Here is a 19,557-nt window from a genome sequence, read left to right as displayed (position 1 = left end):
GTTGATATAGAGAGATTTCCTACAAGCGTCTACGCTGAAGACCGAACTCGTCGTAGTCGCCCTTTGCAGTGGAGAAGTAGGCGGACGTCCTTTGACAGACCAAGGATGATCAACATGTCTGCTATTCCTTCTCGTTCTCAAGGTGCCGCGCGTTTGTTGGCCCAAGATGTCACAGCGCTTATCCCAGACTTCCCCTTTCATTACTCCCGTTTTCTCAATCAGGCCGTCAGCGACGACAGGCCATTGGGGCGGGTTTCCAGCAGTACGAGTTGCCGCCAGGTACTTATCGTGGGGGCGGGAGTAGCCGGCGCTGTGGCGGCTTATGAAGCCATGCGCATGGGGTTGCACCCCGTGATAGTGGAGGCCAGTGACCGTATTGGTGGGCGGTTCTATTCCCATGTGACAGGTGATCCGCAGGACCCCGGCAACAGCGTTATATGTGAAATGGGCGCCATGCGTTTTCCCGTTTCCGGCAAGGCGCTGATGCACTATTTCGACAAGGTTGGCATGTCAGCCAATTCGACTGACTTTCCCAACCCGGGCGCGGCTTCCACGCCCAGTACAGTGGTCGATTACCAGCAGCAACAGGTCTATTACGAACGCGATAAATTGCCCGATAAATATGTCGAAATCGAACGTAAATTGTTCGATATTTTCCTGGAACAACAGCCGATCAATTTCCGCGAGATGGAAGCGGCAATGTCCGAGGAAAGCATTGATCAGGCGAAGATCAAGACGCTGTGGAACGCCATTTTGGACGCAGGTTGGGACAACCTGAGCTTCTTTGCGGCCATGGTGGAGCAGGCAAAATGGAGTCGCGAGGATATCGACCTGTTCGGCCAGATCGGTTTTGGTACCGGGGGATGGAATACCGACTACCCGAACAGTTTTCTGGAGGTGCTGCGGGTGTTGTACACAGGCCTGGATACCAACCATAAGTTGATGTACGACGGCTCCAGTGAGCTGCCGCGCCGGTTGTTGTCACGTAGCCCGGACACGATGGGCGACAGCATGGACCACTGGCCGGCGGGAACTACTGTCGAGAGTCTGAGTGCTCAAGTCATTCCGCAGATGTTGAATCAAGAAGTGCGGCAAATCATACGGCGATCAGAGGACGATCAGTTCGACGTGTGGATTTATGATCATGTCCAGAAAACTGAGAGCCGATACGTCTTCCCCGCCGTGGTCTATACCCCCCACAAGCGGATACTGGACAAATTCCGTTACATGGATGGTGCCGGTCGCTTCAGTCAGATGAATGACCTTTTGTCGACTAAAGAATGGGAAGCGGTGATGTACACCCACTACATGCAGTCGGCCAAGGTATTTGCGCAAACCAAGCGACCTTTCTGGACCGATGTCGGAACGGATCACCAACACAAGATGAGTGTGACGTTGTCGGATCGAATTACCCGGGGCACCTATCTGCTGGACTACGCTGCGAGTAAAGGTTCGTACAAGGGCAGTGGGATGTTTTTGTCTTACGCCTGGAATGACGACAGCCTCAAGTTCCTGGGTGACCGTGCCGCGCCGTTGCCGTCCCATGTGGCGGTATGTTCAACCTTGCTGGACTCGGTGTATGCCCACCATCAGCTAGACCTTGGCGCAGAGTTCGGCATGACAGACCCATTTGTCGAAATCAATTGGGAAGAGCAGCCGTTTTTTCTAAGCGCCTTCAAAATGAACCTGCCAGGGCAGTACGAATACCAGCGCCTGTTGTTTTCCCAGTTTATGAACGATGTGCATAGCCCGAGTCCCGATGGGTTCATTCTTGCTGGGGATGATGTGTCCTTTACCGGTGGCTGGGGGGAAGGCGCGGTGACCACTGCCTTGAACGCGGTTAATAAACTGGCGGTGAAGTTCGGTGGAGGTACCTTTATCAATAACCCAGGCCCCATCGATGAATGGGCGGCGCTCCAGCCGAAGGCTTTGTAAGTAAGGGCTGGTACGTCAGTTCGGTTCCGCGTCGGAGGCCATGAATCTCCGGCGCGGCCTTTAGGCGTTAAGGGTTATTGGGCGTAGATATGAACCACGAAATGTTGGCCTGATGCTGTCAGTTCATAGACTTTGTCGTAGATCCTCAACGTCCTGGACGGCTCGCGGATAGTGTCCCCGACCTTTGCGTGCGTCCTGAACTCATCCCAATCAATCACCGTGGTACTGGCAGTGTCGTCGCTTTTAAGGATGCTGGCGTTGCTTTGATATTCCATGGTTTGGCTCTCTGCTGGATTTCCGTTTCCGGCCGATTTCTCGGCTGGCAGTTGTTCCCGAAAGGTGGCCTCTGCAGCGGCATCTTCTTGCGGGTAACCAGAGGCTAGTCAACAAAATTCAAACGCGCTGCTGTCAGAAATATCAAAAAACAAACTCGGCTTTCCGCCATTATCCATCACGGTTTACGCGCCCATCACTGTCCGAATATCCGCAGCCAATTCTCTTACACGCTCCTCCTCGGTATCCCACGCACACATGAAGCGCGCACCACCTTTGCCGATGAAGGTGTAGAAGCGCCAGCCCTTGGCCGTCAACGCCGCAATGGCCGGTTCCGAGAGCTGCAGGAACACGCCGTTGGCCTGTACCGGGAACATCAGTTCCACGCCGGGGATGTCCGATACCAGGCTGCTCAGCAGTTGCGCACAGTGATTGGCATGGCGTGCATGCTTGAGCCAGGCATCGTTTTCCAGCAGGCCCACCCAGGGGGCCGACAAAAAGCGCATCTTCGACGCCAGCTGGCCAGCCTGCTTGCAGCGGTAATCGAAGTCTTCAGCCAGCTTGTGGTTGAAGAACAGGATGGCTTCACCCACTGCCATGCCGTTCTTGGTACCGCCAAAGCACAGCACGTCCACACCGGCTTTCCAGGTCAGGTCAGCCGGTGAGCAACCGAGGAACGCACAGGCGTTGGAGAAGCGCGCGCCGTCCATGTGCAGGTTCAGGCCCAGTTCCTTGCAGGTGGCGCTGATGGCGCGGATTTCTTCCGGGGTGTAGACGCTGCCGACTTCGGTGGCCTGGGTCAGGGTGACCACGCGCGGCTTGGGGTAGTGGATGTCCTGGCGCTTGAGGGCGATCTCGCGGATCGATTCCGGAGTCAGCTTGCCGTTTTCAGTGCGGGCGGTGAGCAGCTTGGAACCGTTGGAGAAAAACTCCGGTGCGCCGCATTCGTCGGTCTCGACGTGGGCGGTCTCCGAGCAAATCACGCTATGGTAGCTCTGGCACAGCGAGGACAGCGCCAGGGAGTTGGCTGCCGTACCGTTGAAGGCAAAGAATACCTCGCAGTCGCTCTCGAACAGATTGCGGAAACCGTCAGCGGCACGGTGGGTCCATTCATCATCGCCGTAGGCGCGTTGATGGCCGTGGTTGGCTTGTTCCATGGCGGCCCAGGCTTCCGGACAGATGCCGGAATAGTTGTCACTGGCAAATTGTTGGCTCTTGTCGGTCATGGCCCATTCCTGTGGTCGATGTTGGTGCGCACTTTAACCAAGATTGTGAGGAGGGCGCACGCCCTGTAAATGCAAAGTCACTGGGGAATTATGCACGGTACTGTAACGGCTCCTGTAGGACGCGTCCGCGATGGCGCATTGGACTTGCTCAAGTGGCTGGCGTTGCTGAGCATGGTGCTGGACCACCTGCGCTACGTCGGGTTAAGCCTGGATGGCCTGTATGTGCCGGGGCGCCTGGCGTTCCCATGGTTTTGCCTGGCCATTGCGGCCAATGTGCATCGGCTCCGGAGCGCTCCGGTGACCGGTCATTGGCGCTACCTGGGTTGGTTGCTACTGTTTAGCGTGATCAGCGAAGTGCCGTATCGAATGTTTATCGATGATGCCGATACATTGAACGTGTTACCGACCCTGGCGCTGGGCCTGTTGGTTGCCCGAGGTTGGCAGCAGAAGGCGTTGGTTGATCGAGGATTGGCGCTGATCGCCGTTACAATGGCGGCTGTATTTTCAACTCAGTTGATGTTCGGTTTCTTTGGTGTATTGCTGCCGCTGGCGATGTTGCTGGTGTTTCGCAGGCCCTGGTATTTCAGCGTGCTGCCGGGACTAGTGTGCGTAGCGGCTAATCAATGGCAGATTTTGCTCAATAGCGGTACGCCGGTGGCGCTGCTGGGCCTGGCGACATGTCTGATTGCGCCATTGGCGGGCTTGGTCTTATTGCGACACGCCCGCAGCGCCTCACCGCCAGCCATGCGCCGCTGGGCCTACACCCTCTATCCGCTGCACTTCCTCCTGTTGCTACTCGTCCGTCAGATCACCGCCTAAACCTTGTGAGAGGGGGCTTGCTCCCGATAGCGGTGTATCACTTGCACATATAGAGCCTGGCCCACCGCTATCGGGAGCAAGCCCCCTCCCACACAAGCCCTATTCCACATTTGTTCTGTGTCTCTGAAGGAATGTCGTAAACGCACCTTTGCGTGGCGTGCGCAGGCATTTGGCCTGCCTGCGCCAGCCCTACCATCGCATCAAAGGGCCCTGCACGGGCCTCAACAATACGAAAGGCTGGGAGAGACGCGATGTTCAGCAAACAAGACCAGATCCAGGGATATGACGACGCACTGTTGGCGGCGATGAATGCCGAAGAGCAGCGTCAGGAAGACCATATCGAGCTGATCGCGTCGGAGAACTACACCAGCAAGCGCGTCATGCAAGCCCAGGGCAGCGGCCTGACCAACAAATACGCCGAAGGCTACCCTGGCAAGCGCTACTACGGCGGCTGCGAACATGTGGACAAGGTCGAGGCCCTGGCCATCGAACGCGCCAAGCAACTGTTCGGTGCCGATTACGCCAACGTGCAACCGCACTCAGGCTCCTCGGCCAACAGTGCGGTGTACCTGGCGCTGCTGAACGCCGGTGACACCATCCTTGGGATGAGCCTGGCCCACGGCGGTCACCTGACTCACGGCGCCAAGGTGTCGTCCTCGGGCAAGCTGTACAACGCGGTGCAATACGGCATCAACACCGACACTGGCCTGATCGACTACGACGAAGTCGAGCGCCTGGCGGTGGAGCACAAGCCGAAGATGGTGGTGGCCGGGTTCTCTGCCTATTCCAAGACCCTGGATTTCCCACGTTTCCGTGCCATCGCCGACAAGGTCGGTGCGCTGCTGTTCGTCGACATGGCTCACGTCGCCGGCCTGGTCGCTGCCGGCCTGTACCCGAACCCGCTGCCCTACGCCGATGTGGTCACCACCACCACCCACAAGACCCTGCGCGGTCCGCGTGGTGGCCTGATCCTGGCCAAGGCCAACGAAGAGATCGAAAAGAAACTCAACGCCGCGGTATTCCCTGGTGCCCAGGGTGGCCCGCTGATGCACGTGATCGCCGGCAAGGCGGTGTGTTTCAAGGAAGCCCAGGAACCCGGTTTCAAGGCTTACCAGCAGCAAGTGATCGACAATGCCCAGGCCATGGCCGGCGTGTTCATCAAGCGCGGGTATGACGTAGTCTCCGGTGGTACCGACAACCACCTGTTCCTGGTCAGCCTGATACGCCAGGGCCTCACCGGTAAAGAGGCGGACGCCGCCCTCGGTCGCGCCCACATCACCGTTAACAAGAACGCAGTGCCGAACGACCCGCAATCGCCGTTCGTGACCTCGGGCCTGCGTATCGGCACCCCGGCGGTAACCACCCGTGGTTTCAAAGTGCCGCAATGCATTGAGTTGGCCGGCTGGATCTGCGACATCCTCGACAACCTCGGTGACGCCGATGTCGAGGCCAACGTGGCCAAGCATGTGTCTGCCCTGTGCGCTGATTTCCCGGTTTATCGCTGAGCGCGGTTTTGGAGTAATGACTATGCAACGCTACTCAGGCTTCGGCCTCTTCAAGCACTCCCTCAGCCATCACGAAAACTGGCAGAAAATGTGGCGCACGCCGACGCCTAAAAAGGTCTACGACGTGGTCATCGTCGGCGGCGGCGGGCATGGTCTGGCGACCGCCTACTACCTGGCCAAGGAGCACGGCATCACCAACGTGGCCGTGGTCGAGAAAGGCTGGCTGGGCGGCGGTAACACCGCGCGCAACACCACCATCGTGCGTTCCAACTACCTGTGGGACGAGTCGGCGCACCTGTACGAACATGCGATGAAGCTCTGGGAAGGCTTGTCGCAGGACCTGAACTACAACGTGATGTTCTCCCAGCGCGGCGTCTACAACCTGTGCCATACCCTGCAAGACATCCGTGATTCCGAGCGTCGCGTCAGCGCCAACCGCCTCAACGGCGTGGACGGCGAGCTGCTGAATGCCAAGCAGGTGGCGGATGAGATTCCGTATCTGGACTGCTCGAAAAACACCCGCTATCCCGTCCTGGGCGCCACCGTGCAACGGCGCGGCGGCGTGGCCCGTCACGATGCCGTGGCCTGGGGCTTCGCCCGTGCCGCCGATGCCCTGGGCGTGGACTTGATCCAGCAGACCGAAGTGATTGGTTTCCGCAAGGAAAACGGTGTGTGCATCGGTGTGGAAACCAACAAGGGTTTTATCGGCGCCAAACGCGTCGGTGTGGTCACCGCCGGTAACTCAGGGCACATGGCCTCGCTTGCCGGCTTCCGCCTGCCGATCGAATCACATCCGTTGCAAGCCTTGGTGTCGGAGCCGATCAAGCCGATTATCGATAGCGTGATCATGTCCAACGCCGTGCACGGTTACATCAGTCAGTCCGACAAGGGCGACCTGGTGATCGGCGCCGGTATCGACGGCTACAACGGCTACGGCCAGCGCGGCTCGTACCCGGTGATCGAGCACACCATTCAGGCCATCGTCGAGATGTTCCCGGTGCTGTCGCGAGTGCGCATGAACCGCCAGTGGGGCGGCATCGTCGACACCACGCCGGACGCCTGCCCGATCATCTCCAAGACCCCGGTACCGAACATGTTCTTCAACTGCGGCTGGGGCACCGGTGGCTTCAAGGCCACCCCGGGTTCAGGCAACGTATTTGCCGCAAGCCTGGCCAAGGGTGAAATGCACCCGCTGGCCGCCCCCTTTTCCATCGACCGTTTCCACAACGGTGCGCTGATCGACGAACACGGCGCTGCGGCCGTCGCCCACTAACAGGAGAAATTCCCTATGTTGCATATCTTCTGTCCTCACTGTGGCGAACTGCGCTCCGAAGAGGAATTTCATGCGTCCGGCCAAGCGCATATCCCGCGCCCGCTGGACCCGAATGCCTGCACCGATGAAGAGTGGGGCGACTACATGTTCTTCCGCGACAACCCCCGTGGCCTGCACCACGAGCTGTGGATCCATGCCGCCGGTTGCCGCCAGTACTTCAACGCCACCCGCGACACCGTCACCTACGAAATTCTTGAAACCTACAAGATTGGCGAAAAACCCCAGTTCACCGCCAAGGCTTCTGGAGAGAAGGTATGAGCCAGATCAATCGCCTGTCCAACGGTGGCCGGATCGACCGCAATAAAGTCCTGACTTTCAGTTTCAACGGCCAGACTTACAAAGGCTTTGAAGGCGATACCCTGGCCGCCGCGTTGCTGGCCAACGGCGTCGACATCATCGGTCGCAGCTTCAAGTATTCGCGCCCACGGGGCATCTTCGCCGCTGGCGCCGAAGAGCCGAACGCAGTGCTGCAGATCGGCGCCACCGAAGCCACCCAGATTCCCAACGTGCGTGCTACCCAGCAGGCGCTTTACCAGGGTTTGGTCGCCACCAGCACCAACGGCTGGCCGAGCGTCAACAACGACATGATGGGGATTCTCGGCAAGGTCGGCGGCAAGCTGATGCCGCCGGGTTTCTATTACAAAACCTTCATGTACCCGCAGTCGTTCTGGATGACCTACGAGAAGTACATCCGTAAAGCCGCCGGTCTTGGCCGCTCGCCGACCGAGAATGATCCGGACACCTACGACAACTTCAACCGTCACTGCGACGTGCTGATCGTCGGCGCAGGCCCTGCTGGCCTCGCCGCTGCACTGGCCGCCGCCCGCAGTGGTGCGCGGGTGATCATTGCCGATGAGCAGGAAGAGTTCGGCGGGTCTTTGCTCGACTCCCGCGAAAGCCTCGACGGCAAGCCGGCCACCGAATGGGTTGCCAGCGTGATCGCTGAACTCAAAGCCCTGCCGGACGTGGTGCTGCTGCCCCGCGCCACCGTCAACGGTTACCACGACCATAACTTCCTGACTATCCACGAGCGCCTTACCGATCATCTCGGCGACCGTGCGCCGATTGGTGTGGTACGCCAGCGTATCCACCGCGTACGTGCCAAGCGCGTGGTACTGGCGACGGGTGCGTGCGAGCGTCCATTGGTGTACGGCAATAACGACGTGCCGGGCAATATGCTCGCCGGTGCGGTTTCTACCTACGTGCGTCGCTACGGCGTGGCACCGGGTAAAAAGCTGGTGCTGTCGACCAACAACGACCACGCCTACCGCGTAGCACTGGACTGGTTCGATGCCGGTCTGCAAGTCGTCGCCGTGGCCGATGCACGCCACAACCCCCGCGGCGCCCTGGTTGAAGAGGCCCGTGCCAAAGGCATTCGCATCCTCACCGGCAGCGCCGTGATCGAAGCCCGTGGCAGCAAGCATGTGACCGGTGTGCGCGTCGCCGCCATCGATGTCAAAGCGCATAAAGTCACCAGCCCAGGCGAATGGCTGGACTGCGACCTGGTGGCCAGTTCCGGCGGCTACAGCCCGGTGGTTCACTTGGCCTCGCACTTGGGTGGCAAGCCGACCTGGCGCGAAGACATCCTCGGTTTCGTCCCGGGTGAAGCACCACAGAAACGCGTATGCGTCGGCGGCATCAACGGCGTCTATGGGCTTGGCGATTCCCTGGCCGATGGTTTTGAAGGCGGCGTGCGCGCCGCCAGCGAAGCCGGTTTTGCGCCGGTGGAAGGTACGCTGCCAAAGGCCTTGAGCCGTCTGGAAGAACCGACCCTTGCGCTGTTCCAGGTGCCCCACGAGAAAGCTACCGCACGGGCGCCAAAGCAATTTGTCGACCTGCAAAATGACGTCACCGCTGCTGCCATCGAACTGGCCACTCGCGAAGGTTTCGAGTCGGTGGAACACGTCAAGCGCTACACCGCACTGGGCTTCGGCACCGACCAGGGCAAGCTCGGTAACGTCAACGGCCTGGCTATCGCGGCGCGCTCGCTGAACGTGACCATCCCGCAGATGGGCACCACTATGTTCCGCCCCAACTACACGCCAGTGACCTTCGGTGCGATAGCGGGACGTCACTGTGGGCACATCTTCGAACCGGTGCGCTACACCGCCTTGCACGCCTGGCACGTGAAGAATGGCGCTGAATTTGAAGACGTCGGCCAGTGGAAACGCCCTTGGTATTTCCCGCGCAACGGTGAAGACCTGCATGCCGCCGTTAAACGCGAATGCCTGGCGGTGCGCGACAGCGTCGGCCTGCTGGATGCCTCCACCCTCGGCAAGATCGATATCCAGGGCCCGGACGCGCGCGAGTTCCTCAATCGCATCTACAGCAATGCCTGGACCAAGCTCGACGTGGGCAAGGCGCGCTATGGCCTGATGTGCAAGGAAGACGGCATGGTCTTCGACGACGGCGTCACTGCCTGCCTGGCCGACAACCACTTCCTGATGACCACCACCACCGGCGGCGCGGCGCGCGTTCTCCAGTGGCTGGAAATCTACCAACAGACCGAATGGCCGGACCTCAAGGTGTACTTCACCTCGGTCACCGACCACTGGGCGACCATGACCCTGTCCGGTCCCAACAGCCGCAAGCTGCTGAGTGAAGTGACCGACATCGACCTGGACAAGGACGGCTTCCCGTTCATGACCTGGAAGGAAGGCCTGGTCGGCGGCGTACCGGCGCGGGTATTCCGTATCTCCTTTACCGGTGAGCTGTCGTACGAAATCAACGTGCAGGCCGACTACGCCATGGGCGTGCTGGAACAGATCGTCGAGGCGGGCAAGAAATACAACTTGACCCCGTACGGCACCGAGACCATGCACGTGTTGCGTGCCGAGAAGGGCTTCATCATCGTTGGGCAGGACACCGACGGCTCGATGACCCCGGACGACCTGAACATGGGCTGGTGCGTGGGCCGTACCAAACCGTTCTCGTGGATCGGCTGGCGTGGCATGAACCGCGAAGACTGCGTGCGTGAAGAGCGCAAGCAACTGGTGGGCTTGAAGCCGATTGATCCGAACGTGTGGCTGCCGGAAGGCGCGCAGCTGGTGTTCGATCCGAAGCAGACGATCCCGATGAAGATGGTCGGTCATGTCACTTCAAGCTATGCGCACAACTCCCTGGGTTATTCGTTCGCCATGGGTGTGGTGAAGGGCGGCTTGAAGCGCATCGGCGAGCGGGTGTTCTCACCGCAGGCCGATGGCAGCGTGATCGAGGCGGAAATTGTGCCTTCGGTGTTCTTCGATCCGAAAGGTGATCGCCAGAACATCTGATAGACCGCGTCGCAGCCATCGGGGGCAAGCCCCCTCCCACATGTTGAAATGCGTTCCCCTGTGGGAGGGGGCTTGCCCCCGATGAGGCCATCAGCCTCACAACAGAATTCAGGAAAGGTGCTATATGACAGCAGCCAACGTTTACCAACAACGCCCCACCACCGGTGCCAAGGCCGAGTCGTCGCTGCACCATGCCGACCTCGCCAGCCTGGTCGGCAAGGGTCGCAAGAACGCCGGCGTGACCGTGCGCGAAAAGAAACTCCTCGGCCACCTGACCCTGCGTGGCGACGCCCATGACCCAGCGTTTGCCGCCGGTGTGCACCAGGCCGTCGGCATCGAGCTGCCCGGCGCCTTGAGCGTGATCGTCAACGGCCAAACCAGTCTGCAATGGCTCGGTCCGGATGAGTGGTTGCTGATCGTGCCAGGCGGTGAAGAGTTCGCCGCCGAACAAAACCTGCGTGCCGCCCTGGGTGACCTGCATATCCAGGTTGTCAATGTCAGCGGCGGCCAGCAGCTCCTTGAGCTCAGCGGCCCTAACGTGCGCGACGTGCTGATGAAGTCCACCAGCTACGACGTACACCCCAACAACTTCCCGGTGGGCAAAGCGGTGGGCACGGTGTTCGCCAAGTCGCAACTGGTGATCCGCCATACCGCTGAAGACACTTGGGAGCTGGTGATTCGTCGCAGCTTCTCGGATTACTGGTGGTTGTGGTTGCAGGATGCCTCGGCCGAGTTCGGCCTGAGCGTTCAAGCCTGAGGAAAGACCTATGAGCCGCGCACCCGATACATGGATTTTGACCGCCGACTGCCCCAGCGTGCTCGGCACGGTGGACGCGGTCACCCGCTACCTGTTCGAGCAGGGTTGCTACGTCACTGAACACCATTCGTTCGATGATCGCCTCTCGGGCCGGTTTTTTATTCGCGTCGAATTCCGCCAACCGGACGGTTTCGACGAGCAGGCGTTTCGCGACGGCCTGGCGACACGCGGTGAAGCCTTCGGCATGATCTTCGAGCTGACCGCGCCGAACTACCGGCCGAAAGTGGTGATCATGGTCTCCAAGGCCGATCACTGCCTCAATGACCTGCTCTATCGCCAGCGCATCGGGCAACTGTCGATGGACGTGGTCGCGGTAGTGTCCAACCATCCCGATCTCAAGCCGCTGGCCGACTGGCACCAGATTCCCTACTACCATTTTCCGCTGGACCCCAACGACAAACCATCCCAGGAGCGTCAGGTGTGGCAGGTGGTGGAAGACACCGGCGCCGAGCTGGTCATCCTTGCGCGTTACATGCAGGTGCTGTCGCCGGAACTGTGCCGCAAGCTGGATGGCAAGGCCATCAATATCCATCACTCGTTGCTGCCGGGTTTCAAGGGCGCCAAGCCCTATCACCAGGCGTACAACAAGGGTGTGAAACTGGTGGGCGCGACGGCGCATTACATCAATAACGATTTGGATGAAGGCCCGATCATCGCCCAGGGGGTGGAAGTGGTGGACCATAGCCACTACCCCGAGGACTTGATTGCCAAGGGGCGGGATATAGAAGGGCTGACCTTGGCCCGGGCAGTGGGGTATCACATTGAGCGGCGGGTGTTTTTGAATGCCAATCGGACGGTGGTGCTCTGACGGACGCCATCGGGGGCAAGCCCCCTCCCACCTTGATTGTGAATACCTTCAAATGTGGGAGGGGGCTTGCCCCCGATAATGCCCTTACAAACAACGCAAAAACAGCATCTGTACCCGAGCACTTAAACGCGCTGCCCACCCAAGCGGCAACGCAGTTCCACAAAAACAACAGCGAGGTGAAAGCATGTCTGGTAATCGTGGTGTCGTGTATCTCGGCAACGGCAAGGTCGAAGTACAGAAAATCGACTATCCCAAAATGCAGGACCCCCGTGGCAGGAAGATTGAGCACGGCGTCATCCTGCGCGTGGTTTCCACCAACATCTGCGGCTCTGACCAACACATGGTGCGCGGCCGCACCACTGCCCAGACCGGCCTTGTACTCGGGCACGAGATCACTGGCGAAGTGATCGAGAAGGGCAGCGACGTCGAGAACCTGAAGATCGGCGACCTGGTTTCCGTACCGTTCAACGTGGCGTGTGGCCGCTGCCGCTCCTGCAAGGAACAGCACACCGGCGTATGCCTGACCGTCAACCCGGCCCGTGCCGGTGGCGCCTACGGCTATGTAGACATGGGCGACTGGACGGGCGGCCAGGCCGAATACGTGCTGGTGCCGTATGCCGACTTCAACCTGCTCAAACTGCCCGACCGCGACAAGGCCATGGAGAAAATCCGTGACCTGACCTGCCTCTCTGACATTTTGCCCACCGGTTATCACGGCGCCGTCACTGCCGGCGTTGGCCCAGGCAGCACCGTATACATTGCCGGTGCCGGCCCGGTCGGCCTGGCGGCTGCCGCCTCTGCTCGCCTGCTCGGCGCGGCGGTGGTGATCATTGGCGACGTCAACTCGATCCGCTTGGCACACGCCAAGGCCCAGGGCTTCGAGATTGTCGACCTGTCCACCGATACACCGTTGCACGAACAAATCGCCGCACTGCTGGGCGAGCCGGAAGTGGACTGCGCTGTCGACTGCGTGGGCTTTGAGGCCCGCGGCCATGGTCACGACGGCGTCAAGGCCGAAGCTCCGGCCACCGTGCTCAACTCACTGATGGGCGTGGTACGTGTGGCAGGCAAAATCGGTATTCCCGGCCTGTATGTGACCGAGGACCCGGGTGCTGTGGATGCCGCTGCGAAAATGGGCAGCCTGAGCATTCGCTTTGGCCTGGGCTGGGCCAAATCCCACAGCTTCCACACGGGGCAGACGCCGGTGATGAAGTACAACCGCCAGCTGATGCAGGCGATCATGTGGGACCGGATCAACATTGCCGAGATCGTTGGCGTACAGGTGATCAGTCTGGACGATGCGCCACGTGGGTATGGCGAGTTCGATGCGGGTGTGCCGAAGAAGTTTGTGATTGATCCGCATAAGTTGTTCAGTGCGGCGTAAAGCGTTGGGCAAATGAAAAAGGGCGACCCGTGTGTCGCCCTTTTTGCGTCTGCCGCTTAAGCCTGCACTGAAGATCAAATGTGGGAGGGGGCTTTATGGTGTTTAGGGGATCAGCGTGTGGCCAGCGCGCCTTGGTAGACAGTCGGGCCTGTCGGCTGTTTGCTCACCGAGCCACCCTTGGTCTCCGCACTCACCATCAACTCTACCGGCTTGCTGATCGATTCCTGCTGGCGCGGGTTAAGGCCAATGATGCCCTTGCCATCTTCCGGCAGCAGTCCTAGCGAAATAGGCGTGCCGCCTTCAGGAATGGCCCACAGCTCCAGGCTCTGGTCCGGTGCTGGCGCCGTGGAGGCAATCGGCTGCACTTCCAGGTAATCCTTGTGAGCCATGATCTGGGCAGCCGGCTGTTGGGTAGTGGTCACCAACGTCGCCGCAGATTTGACGCTGTCCTGGGTGTAGAGAGCGCCGCCGATACCGGCAACCACCACCACACAGGCGCCGATGAACAGGCGTGGGCGGCTCCAGAATGGAGGCTTTTGCTCAATCACTTGGGGTTGGATCGCAGTCATAAGTCTCTTCCTGACAAATTTTGTAGTCAGTGCATGGACCCCCTTATCCCCGATGGGTTCCAGAGTGGCCTTGGAACAACCGACGAGATACCCAGTCCAACGCCTGCTTTTGCTCCTACATTCAGAGGTTGTCTTGATGAAGATTTCACGCGGTTTCGCCCTTTCCTGCCTGATGACCCTGGCATCTGGCCCGCTGTTTGCGGCGGGTTTCAACCTTGGTGACGCCGCCAATGCCATTTCTGGCATGCAAGGGGGCAATAACAAGGCCGCAGCCGCTGCACCGTCGTCCGAGACGGCCGGTTTGCTCAGCGCATTGACCTCGCAACTCAATATCACACCCGAACAGGCAGTCGGCGGTACGGGCGCCATGCTGGGCCTGGCCAAGAACAAACTGAGCGGCAACGACTTTTCGCAGCTAGGCAACAGCGTGCCCGGCCTCGACCAGCTCTCTGGGAACAACGCATTGGGTAGCCTCGGCGCATTGAGCGGCATGCTCGGCCAGACCGGTGGCAGCAAGACCAGCGGCCTTGATGGTTTGCTGGGTAACGTGAAGAACACCAACGACCTGAATACGGCGTTCAGTGCGCTGGGTATGGACAGTGGGATGGTCAGCCAGTTTGCGCCGGTGATCCTGCAATACTTGGGTGGCCAGGGCGCCAGCAATTCAGTGTTGAGCAAGCTGGCCCAAGCGTGGGGTACGGGTAGTTAGGGGTTTAAAGTAGATTTCGTACAGGTACCAGTCATTTTTATTGACGTCAATGATCTAGTTCACACGTGAAAAAAACATTGAGCTGTAGGGAACGGTAGGACGTGGGCTTACCACTGAGAAGTCGCTTTCGCAGTGTTGCGATAGGTGATCTGCAAAGATCAATTAACTAACTTGGTGGTGATCACATGACTACTGTTAATCCGCTGCAGTCAGCACTGCAGAATGCTTACAGCCAACTCAACAATCAAGTGCAGAGCAACAGACCGGGGCAGGTTGAAGCAGATGTAATGCGATTCTTCGGGGCTCCGGCGAGCTTGCTGCAGGACTTGCGTAATGACCTTAAGGCTGTGACTGACGGGCCGAATCCTCATCGGGCGGTTGATAACCTGCTCACAGGGCTGCAAAAGTTAGAGATGTTTACCGCAGGGCCCTCCATTGCAACCGAGATGCCCGCCGGTAGAGAGCCATCTATTGGCGACAAGTTTTTTGTGAAAGGGGAAAACGGCGAGCCCAAAGAGGTCCCCATGGCGAAAGAAATGCCGGCCGGTAGAGAGCCATCTGTTGGCGACAAGTTTTTTGTGAAAGGGGAAAACGGCGAGCCCAAAGAGGTCCCCATGGCGAAAGAAATGCCGGCCGGTAGAGAGCCATCTGTTGGCGACAAGTTTTTTGTGAAAGGGGAAAACGGCGAGCCCAAAGAGATCCCCCTGGCGAAAGAAATGCCTGCCGGTAGAGAGCCATCTGTTGGCGACAAGTTTTTTGTGAAAGGGGAAAACGGCGAGCCCAAAGAGGTCCCCCTGGCGAAAGAAATGCCGGCCGGTAGAGAGCCATCTATTGGCGACAAGTTTTTTGTAAAAGGGGAAAACGGCGAGCCCAAAGAGATCACCCCGGCGAGAGAAATGCCGGCCGGTAGAGAGCCATCTGTTGGCGACAAGTTTTTTGTGAAAGGGGCAGACGGCCAACCCGAAGAGATCTTATTGGACGCTAAAGCTGACAATGTGATTTTGTCTCTCAAGAAACTCCTGGATGCGAATGCAACTGGAACAGATATCCAACAGGCCGTTGCAACTTTGAGTTCGACTTTGCAGGGGCTCACTGGCGCTATAGCCAATGACTCTGAAAAACTAAAAGCAGCGCTGCTCAACAGTATCCGTTCTCAGTCCTGAGCTTCGGTTTCAATACGCTGAGGCTTCAGGGGCAGATGATTGATCATGACGCATTCATTTGAAGAACTCTTGAAGGCGTTGGTCTTTCTCCATCCAGAGCTGGTTCACCCAGTTCTGGACAGTCTGGCGAAACGCCGGATCATTCTCATAGTCCCCCTGCCATAACGCCGGGTCCAAATCGCGAGTGCGGATATCAATGATCACCTTCGGCACCGCGCCGCTGATCAAGTCCCAGAACCCTGGAATCTTTTGCTGTGGATAGACCACGGTCACATCAAGTACCGCATCCAGCTGTTCGCCCATCGCCGCCAGTACAAATGCCACGCCGCCCGCCTTGGGTTTGAGCAGGCGTGTAAAAGGTGAATTCTGCTGTTTGTGCTTGGTCGCGTTGAAGCGCGTACCTTCCAGGTAATTGACCACCGTCACCGGCTGGCGCTTGAACAGCTCGCAGGCCTCTTTGGTGATCTTCAAGTCCTGCCCCGCCAGTTCCGGGTGCTTGGCCAGGAACGCCTTGGTGTAGCGCTTCATGAACGGGTAGTCCAGCGCCCACCAGGCCAGGCCGAGGAAGGGCACCCAGATCAGCTCTTTTTTCAGGAAGAACTTGAAGAACGGCGTGCGCCGGTTCAGTGCCTGGATCAACGCCGGAATATCGACCCAGGACTGGTGGTTGCTGATGACGAGGTAGGAGGTATCACTGCGCAGTTCGTCGCCACCACGGATGTCCCATTGGGTCGGGATGCACAGCGAAAAGATCAGCTTGTCGATCTCGGCCCAGGTCTCGGCGATCCACATCACCGCCCAGGACATGTAGTCGCGAAAGCGACCCGGGGCCACCAGCTTGAGCAGGGCAAACACCATCAGCGGCCCGAACAGCACCAGGGTGTTGAGCAATAGCAGCAGTGTGACAAAACAGCCGGTGAGCAGGCGGCGCATAAATAACTCTTGGAATCTTGTGGGTGGGTCATGATAAGCAAGGTCAGTCTAGAGGCCAAATCGCAAATCAGCGGACGAATGTTTCACAATGTGCCGTGTAGGGTGGCAGTCACTAACTAAGTGCCGCGTTTGCGGTCTAGAATCCGCCTACTTCTTTCCGAGGAACTCACTTCGTGAAACTGTTATTTGCCTCCCTAGCTCTAGTGGCCCTGCCTGTCATGGCCGCTGAACCGATCCTCTATGGTCGCTACGAATACATTCAGTTGCCGGAGATCGGCGAAACCTTCAAGGCCAAGATGGACACCGGTGCGCTGACCGCCTCATTGTCGGCCCGGGACATCGAGACCTTCACCCGCGATGGCGATGATTGGGTACGCTTCCGCCTCGGCGGCAAGGACGCCGGCAACAAGGTCTACGAGCATAAGGTGTCGCGCATCAGCAAGATCAAGAGCCGTGCCGACGAAGACGATGACAAGGACGAACCTGCCGTGGCCAAGCGCCCGGTAGTCGATCTGGAAATGTGCCTGGGCAACGTCAAGCGCACCGTCGAGGTCAACCTCACCGACCGCAGCAGCTTCAATTACCCGCTGCTGATCGGCGCCAAGGCCCTGCGTGAATTTGGCGCGGCGGTGAACCCGGCACGTCGTTACACTGCCGACAAACCGGACTGCTGATTGAACCCATGCCGCACATTCTGATTGTCGAAGACGAAGCGGCAATAGCCGACACGCTGATCTTTGCCTTGCAAGGCGAGGGCTTCACCACCACCTGGCTGACCCTTGGCCAGGCTGCGCTGGAGCATCAGCGCCAGAGCCCGGCCGACCTGATCATCCTCGACATCGGCCTGCCGGACATCACCGGCTTTGAAACCTGCAAGCAACTGCGTCGTTTCAGTGAAGTGCCGGTGATGTTCCTCAGTGCGCGGGATGCCGAGATCGATCGTGTGGTAGGGCTGGAAATCGGTGCCGACGATTATGTGGTCAAGCCCTTCAGCCCACGGGAAGTGGCGGCGCGGGTCCGGGCGATCCTCAAGCGGGTCGGCCCTGGCGTGGCGCCGACGCTGTTCCAGGTCGACCTGGAGCGCATGCAGATCAACTATCGCGGGCACCCCTTGAGCCTCACACGCCATGAATTCCGCCTGCTGCAAAGCCTGCTGGAACAACCCGAGCGCGTGTTCAGTCGCGAACAATTGCTGGACGCTGTGGGTGTGCCGGCCGATGCGGGTTACGAGCGCAATATCGACAGCCATATCAAAAGCCTGCGCAGCAAACTGCGTAGCGTGGCGGCGGACGCCGAGCCGATCCAGACTCACCGCGGCCTCGGCTACAGTTACAGCCCGAGCAACGGCTGATGCGCCTGGGGCTGCGGATCTTCCTGGTGTATGCGCTGTTTATCGGGCTGACTGGTTACTTTGTGCTCAATACGGTGATGAAGGAAATCCGCCCCGGCGTGCGCCAGTCCACCGAAGAAACCCTGGTGGACACCGCCAACCTGCTGGCTGAAATCCTGCGCGAAGATGTGAAGAACGGCACTCTCGGCCAGAGTCATTGGCCGGCGCTGCTCAAGGCCTATGGCAGTCGCCAGCCGGGAGCGACGATCTGGGGTCTACCGAAAAACCAGGTCAACCACCGCATCTACGTCACCGATGCCAAGGGCACGGTGCTGCTCGACTCCACGGGCGAAGCGGTGGGCCAGGACTATTCGAAATGGAACGACGTGTACCTGACCCTGCGCGGCGAATACGGTGCGCGCTCCACCCGCAGCACTGTGGAGGATCCAGCCTCATCGGTGATGCACGTGGGCGCGCCGATTCGCGATAACGGCCAGATTATCGGCGTGGTCACCGTGGCCAAGCCCAACAGCTCATTGCAACCCTATGTGGACCGCACCGAGCGCCGCCTGCTGTGGTACGGCGCCGGGCTGGTGGTGCTCGGCTTGCTGCTGGGGGCTGTGTTGTCATGGTGGTTGAGCGTGGCGCTGCGGCGGTTGACGGCTTACGCCGAGGCGGTCAGCGAAGGGCGGCGCGCCGAGTTGCCCCATTATCGGGGCGGCGAGTTGAAGCAGTTGTCCACCGCCGTGGAGCACATGCGCACGCAGTTGGAGGGAAAGGCTTACGTCGAGCGTTACGTGCACACCCTGACCCATGAACTGAAAAGCCCGTTGGCGGCGATTCGCGGCGCGGCGGAGCTGTTGCAGGGCGATATGAGCCGTGAACAGCAGCAGCGTTTTGTCGGCAACATCGATAGCGAGAGTGCGCGCCTGCAGCAGTTGATCGAGCGCTTGCTCAACCTGGCCCAGGTGGAGCAACGCCAGGGGCTGGAAGAACAGTCGAGCATCCCGCTGGCGGCCTTGGTCGAGGACGTACTCAAGGCTCAGTGTGCGCGGATCGAAGGCGCCGGCTTGCACGTCGAGCAGGCGATTGCCGCCGACGTGAAGGTGTTTGGCGAACCCTTCCTGCTGCGTCAGGCCCTGGGCAATCTGCTGGACAACGCCCTGGATTTCACCCCGCCCGGTGGTGCGCTGCGGTTCAGTGCGCAGGTGCGGCATAACGATGTGCAAGTCAGCCTGTTCAACCAGGCCGATGCCATTCCCGACTACGCCTTGCCGCGTTTGAGCGAGCGCTTCTACTCGTTGCCACGTCCGGCCAGCGGGCGCAAAAGCACTGGGCTGGGCCTCAACTTTGTCGAGGAAGTCATGAAGCTGCACGGCGGCTCGTTGCAGATCGGCAATGTGCCTGGCGGTGTGCAAGCGGTGCTGCATCTCCACACAGTCTCCACATTACCCACATAAATCCCCCACACGTATTCCCCA

At 59.4% G+C, this 19,557-nt stretch carries 18 protein-coding genes; 14 read left to right on the top strand and 4 right to left on the bottom strand.

Annotated elements, in window-relative coordinates:
* The first annotated feature begins 114 nt into the window (after window positions 1-114).
* Window positions 115-1,935 carry a flavin monoamine oxidase family protein gene (locus BLU48_RS25855; protein ID WP_057022903.1) on the top strand — a complete coding sequence of 607 codons (1,821 nt, stop codon included), beginning with the start codon at window positions 115-117 and terminating at the stop codon, window positions 1,933-1,935.
* Between the two features lie 74 nt (window positions 1,936-2,009).
* Here BLU48_RS25855 and BLU48_RS25850 read toward each other — a convergent pair whose 3' ends face one another.
* Both BLU48_RS25850 and BLU48_RS25845 read right to left on the bottom strand, forming a co-directional pair.
* Entirely contained in the window at window positions 2,010-2,210 is a 201-nt protein-coding gene (locus BLU48_RS25850; protein WP_046069846.1) for a hypothetical protein, read from the bottom strand.
* A 183-nt stretch (window positions 2,211-2,393) separates the two neighbouring features.
* Window positions 2,394-3,434, bottom strand: coding sequence for a threonine aldolase family protein (locus BLU48_RS25845; RefSeq protein WP_057022904.1), 1,041 nt, complete (start codon window positions 3,432-3,434; stop codon window positions 2,394-2,396).
* Between the two features lie 90 nt (window positions 3,435-3,524).
* Between BLU48_RS25845 and BLU48_RS25840 the strand changes: the two genes are divergently transcribed.
* The 8 genes from BLU48_RS25840 (at window position 3,525) to fdhA (ending at window position 13,372) form a co-directional block, all read left to right on the top strand.
* The gene (locus tag BLU48_RS25840) at window positions 3,525-4,253 is read left to right on the top strand and encodes a TraX family protein (protein WP_057022905.1); all 729 of its coding nucleotides are present in this window, start codon (window positions 3,525-3,527) and stop codon (window positions 4,251-4,253) included.
* A gap of 251 nt (window positions 4,254-4,504) precedes the next feature.
* Window positions 4,505-5,758: a serine hydroxymethyltransferase gene (gene glyA, locus BLU48_RS25835; RefSeq protein ID WP_046069843.1), complete on the top strand. Its 1,254-nt coding sequence runs from the start codon at window positions 4,505-4,507 to the stop codon at window positions 5,756-5,758.
* Between the two features lie 22 nt (window positions 5,759-5,780).
* Window positions 5,781-7,031, top strand: a complete 1,251-nt coding sequence (locus BLU48_RS25830; RefSeq protein WP_010207084.1) for a sarcosine oxidase subunit beta — start codon at window positions 5,781-5,783, stop codon at window positions 7,029-7,031.
* 15 nt (window positions 7,032-7,046) lie between these two features.
* Window positions 7,047-7,349: a sarcosine oxidase subunit delta gene (locus BLU48_RS25825; RefSeq protein WP_027605979.1), complete on the top strand. Its 303-nt coding sequence runs from the start codon at window positions 7,047-7,049 to the stop codon at window positions 7,347-7,349.
* Window positions 7,346-10,363, top strand: a complete 3,018-nt coding sequence (locus BLU48_RS25820) for a sarcosine oxidase subunit alpha (protein WP_057022906.1) — start codon at window positions 7,346-7,348, stop codon at window positions 10,361-10,363. The genes BLU48_RS25825 and BLU48_RS25820 overlap by 4 nt, the downstream gene beginning before the upstream one ends.
* 124 nt (window positions 10,364-10,487) lie before the next feature.
* The gene (locus BLU48_RS25815; RefSeq protein ID WP_057022907.1) at window positions 10,488-11,120 is read left to right on the top strand and encodes a sarcosine oxidase subunit gamma; all 633 of its coding nucleotides are present in this window, start codon (window positions 10,488-10,490) and stop codon (window positions 11,118-11,120) included.
* Window positions 11,121-11,130: 10 nt separating this feature from the next.
* Window positions 11,131-11,988: a formyltetrahydrofolate deformylase gene (purU, locus tag BLU48_RS25810; protein WP_005792124.1), complete on the top strand. Its 858-nt coding sequence runs from the start codon at window positions 11,131-11,133 to the stop codon at window positions 11,986-11,988.
* Window positions 11,989-12,172: 184 nt separating this feature from the next.
* Window positions 12,173-13,372, top strand: a complete 1,200-nt coding sequence (gene fdhA, locus BLU48_RS25805; RefSeq protein WP_005792122.1) for a formaldehyde dehydrogenase, glutathione-independent — start codon at window positions 12,173-12,175, stop codon at window positions 13,370-13,372.
* 110 nt (window positions 13,373-13,482) lie between these two features.
* Here the strand turns inward: fdhA and BLU48_RS25800 are convergent, their stop codons facing one another.
* Window positions 13,483-13,941, bottom strand: a complete 459-nt coding sequence (locus tag BLU48_RS25800) for an anti-sigma factor domain-containing protein (protein WP_057022908.1) — start codon at window positions 13,939-13,941, stop codon at window positions 13,483-13,485.
* Window positions 13,942-14,077: 136 nt separating this feature from the next.
* Between BLU48_RS25800 and BLU48_RS25795 the strand changes: the two genes are divergently transcribed.
* Both BLU48_RS25795 and BLU48_RS25790 read left to right on the top strand, forming a co-directional pair.
* Window positions 14,078-14,650 (top strand): DUF2780 domain-containing protein, encoded by a 573-nt coding sequence (locus BLU48_RS25795; RefSeq protein WP_057022909.1) that lies wholly within the window; start codon window positions 14,078-14,080, stop codon window positions 14,648-14,650.
* Between the two features lie 185 nt (window positions 14,651-14,835).
* Window positions 14,836-15,813 (top strand): hypothetical protein, encoded by a 978-nt coding sequence (locus BLU48_RS25790; protein ID WP_083348207.1) that lies wholly within the window; start codon window positions 14,836-14,838, stop codon window positions 15,811-15,813.
* Between the two features lie 54 nt (window positions 15,814-15,867).
* Here the strand turns inward: BLU48_RS25790 and BLU48_RS25785 are convergent, their stop codons facing one another.
* Complete coding sequence (locus tag BLU48_RS25785) at window positions 15,868-16,746, bottom strand: acyltransferase (protein WP_057022911.1); 879 nt, start codon at window positions 16,744-16,746, stop codon at window positions 15,868-15,870.
* 173 nt (window positions 16,747-16,919) lie between these two features.
* On the opposite strand from BLU48_RS25785, the gene rloA2 reads away from it, so the two are divergent.
* The 3 genes from rloA2 to creC are packed head-to-tail and all read left to right on the top strand — an operon-like array spanning window position 16,920 to window position 19,536.
* Complete coding sequence (rloA2, locus tag BLU48_RS25780; RefSeq protein ID WP_057022912.1) at window positions 16,920-17,420, top strand: retropepsin-like aspartic peptidase RloA2; 501 nt, start codon at window positions 16,920-16,922, stop codon at window positions 17,418-17,420.
* 8 nt (window positions 17,421-17,428) lie between these two features.
* Window positions 17,429-18,097 carry a two-component system response regulator CreB gene (gene creB / locus BLU48_RS25775; RefSeq protein WP_046069836.1) on the top strand — a complete coding sequence of 223 codons (669 nt, stop codon included), beginning with the start codon at window positions 17,429-17,431 and terminating at the stop codon, window positions 18,095-18,097.
* Complete coding sequence (gene creC / locus BLU48_RS25770) at window positions 18,097-19,536, top strand: two-component system sensor histidine kinase CreC (protein WP_057022913.1); 1,440 nt, start codon at window positions 18,097-18,099, stop codon at window positions 19,534-19,536. Before creB ends, creC begins: the two co-directional genes overlap by 1 nt.
* The last annotated feature ends 21 nt before the right edge of the window (window positions 19,537-19,557 follow it).

Source organism: Pseudomonas synxantha (assembly GCF_900105675.1).
In the GTDB taxonomy this organism is placed as follows: Bacteria; Pseudomonadota; Gammaproteobacteria; order Pseudomonadales; family Pseudomonadaceae; genus Aquipseudomonas; species Aquipseudomonas synxantha.
The sequence above is the reverse complement of the archived record's forward strand: the minus strand, read 5'-3'. Positions and strand labels throughout refer to the sequence as shown.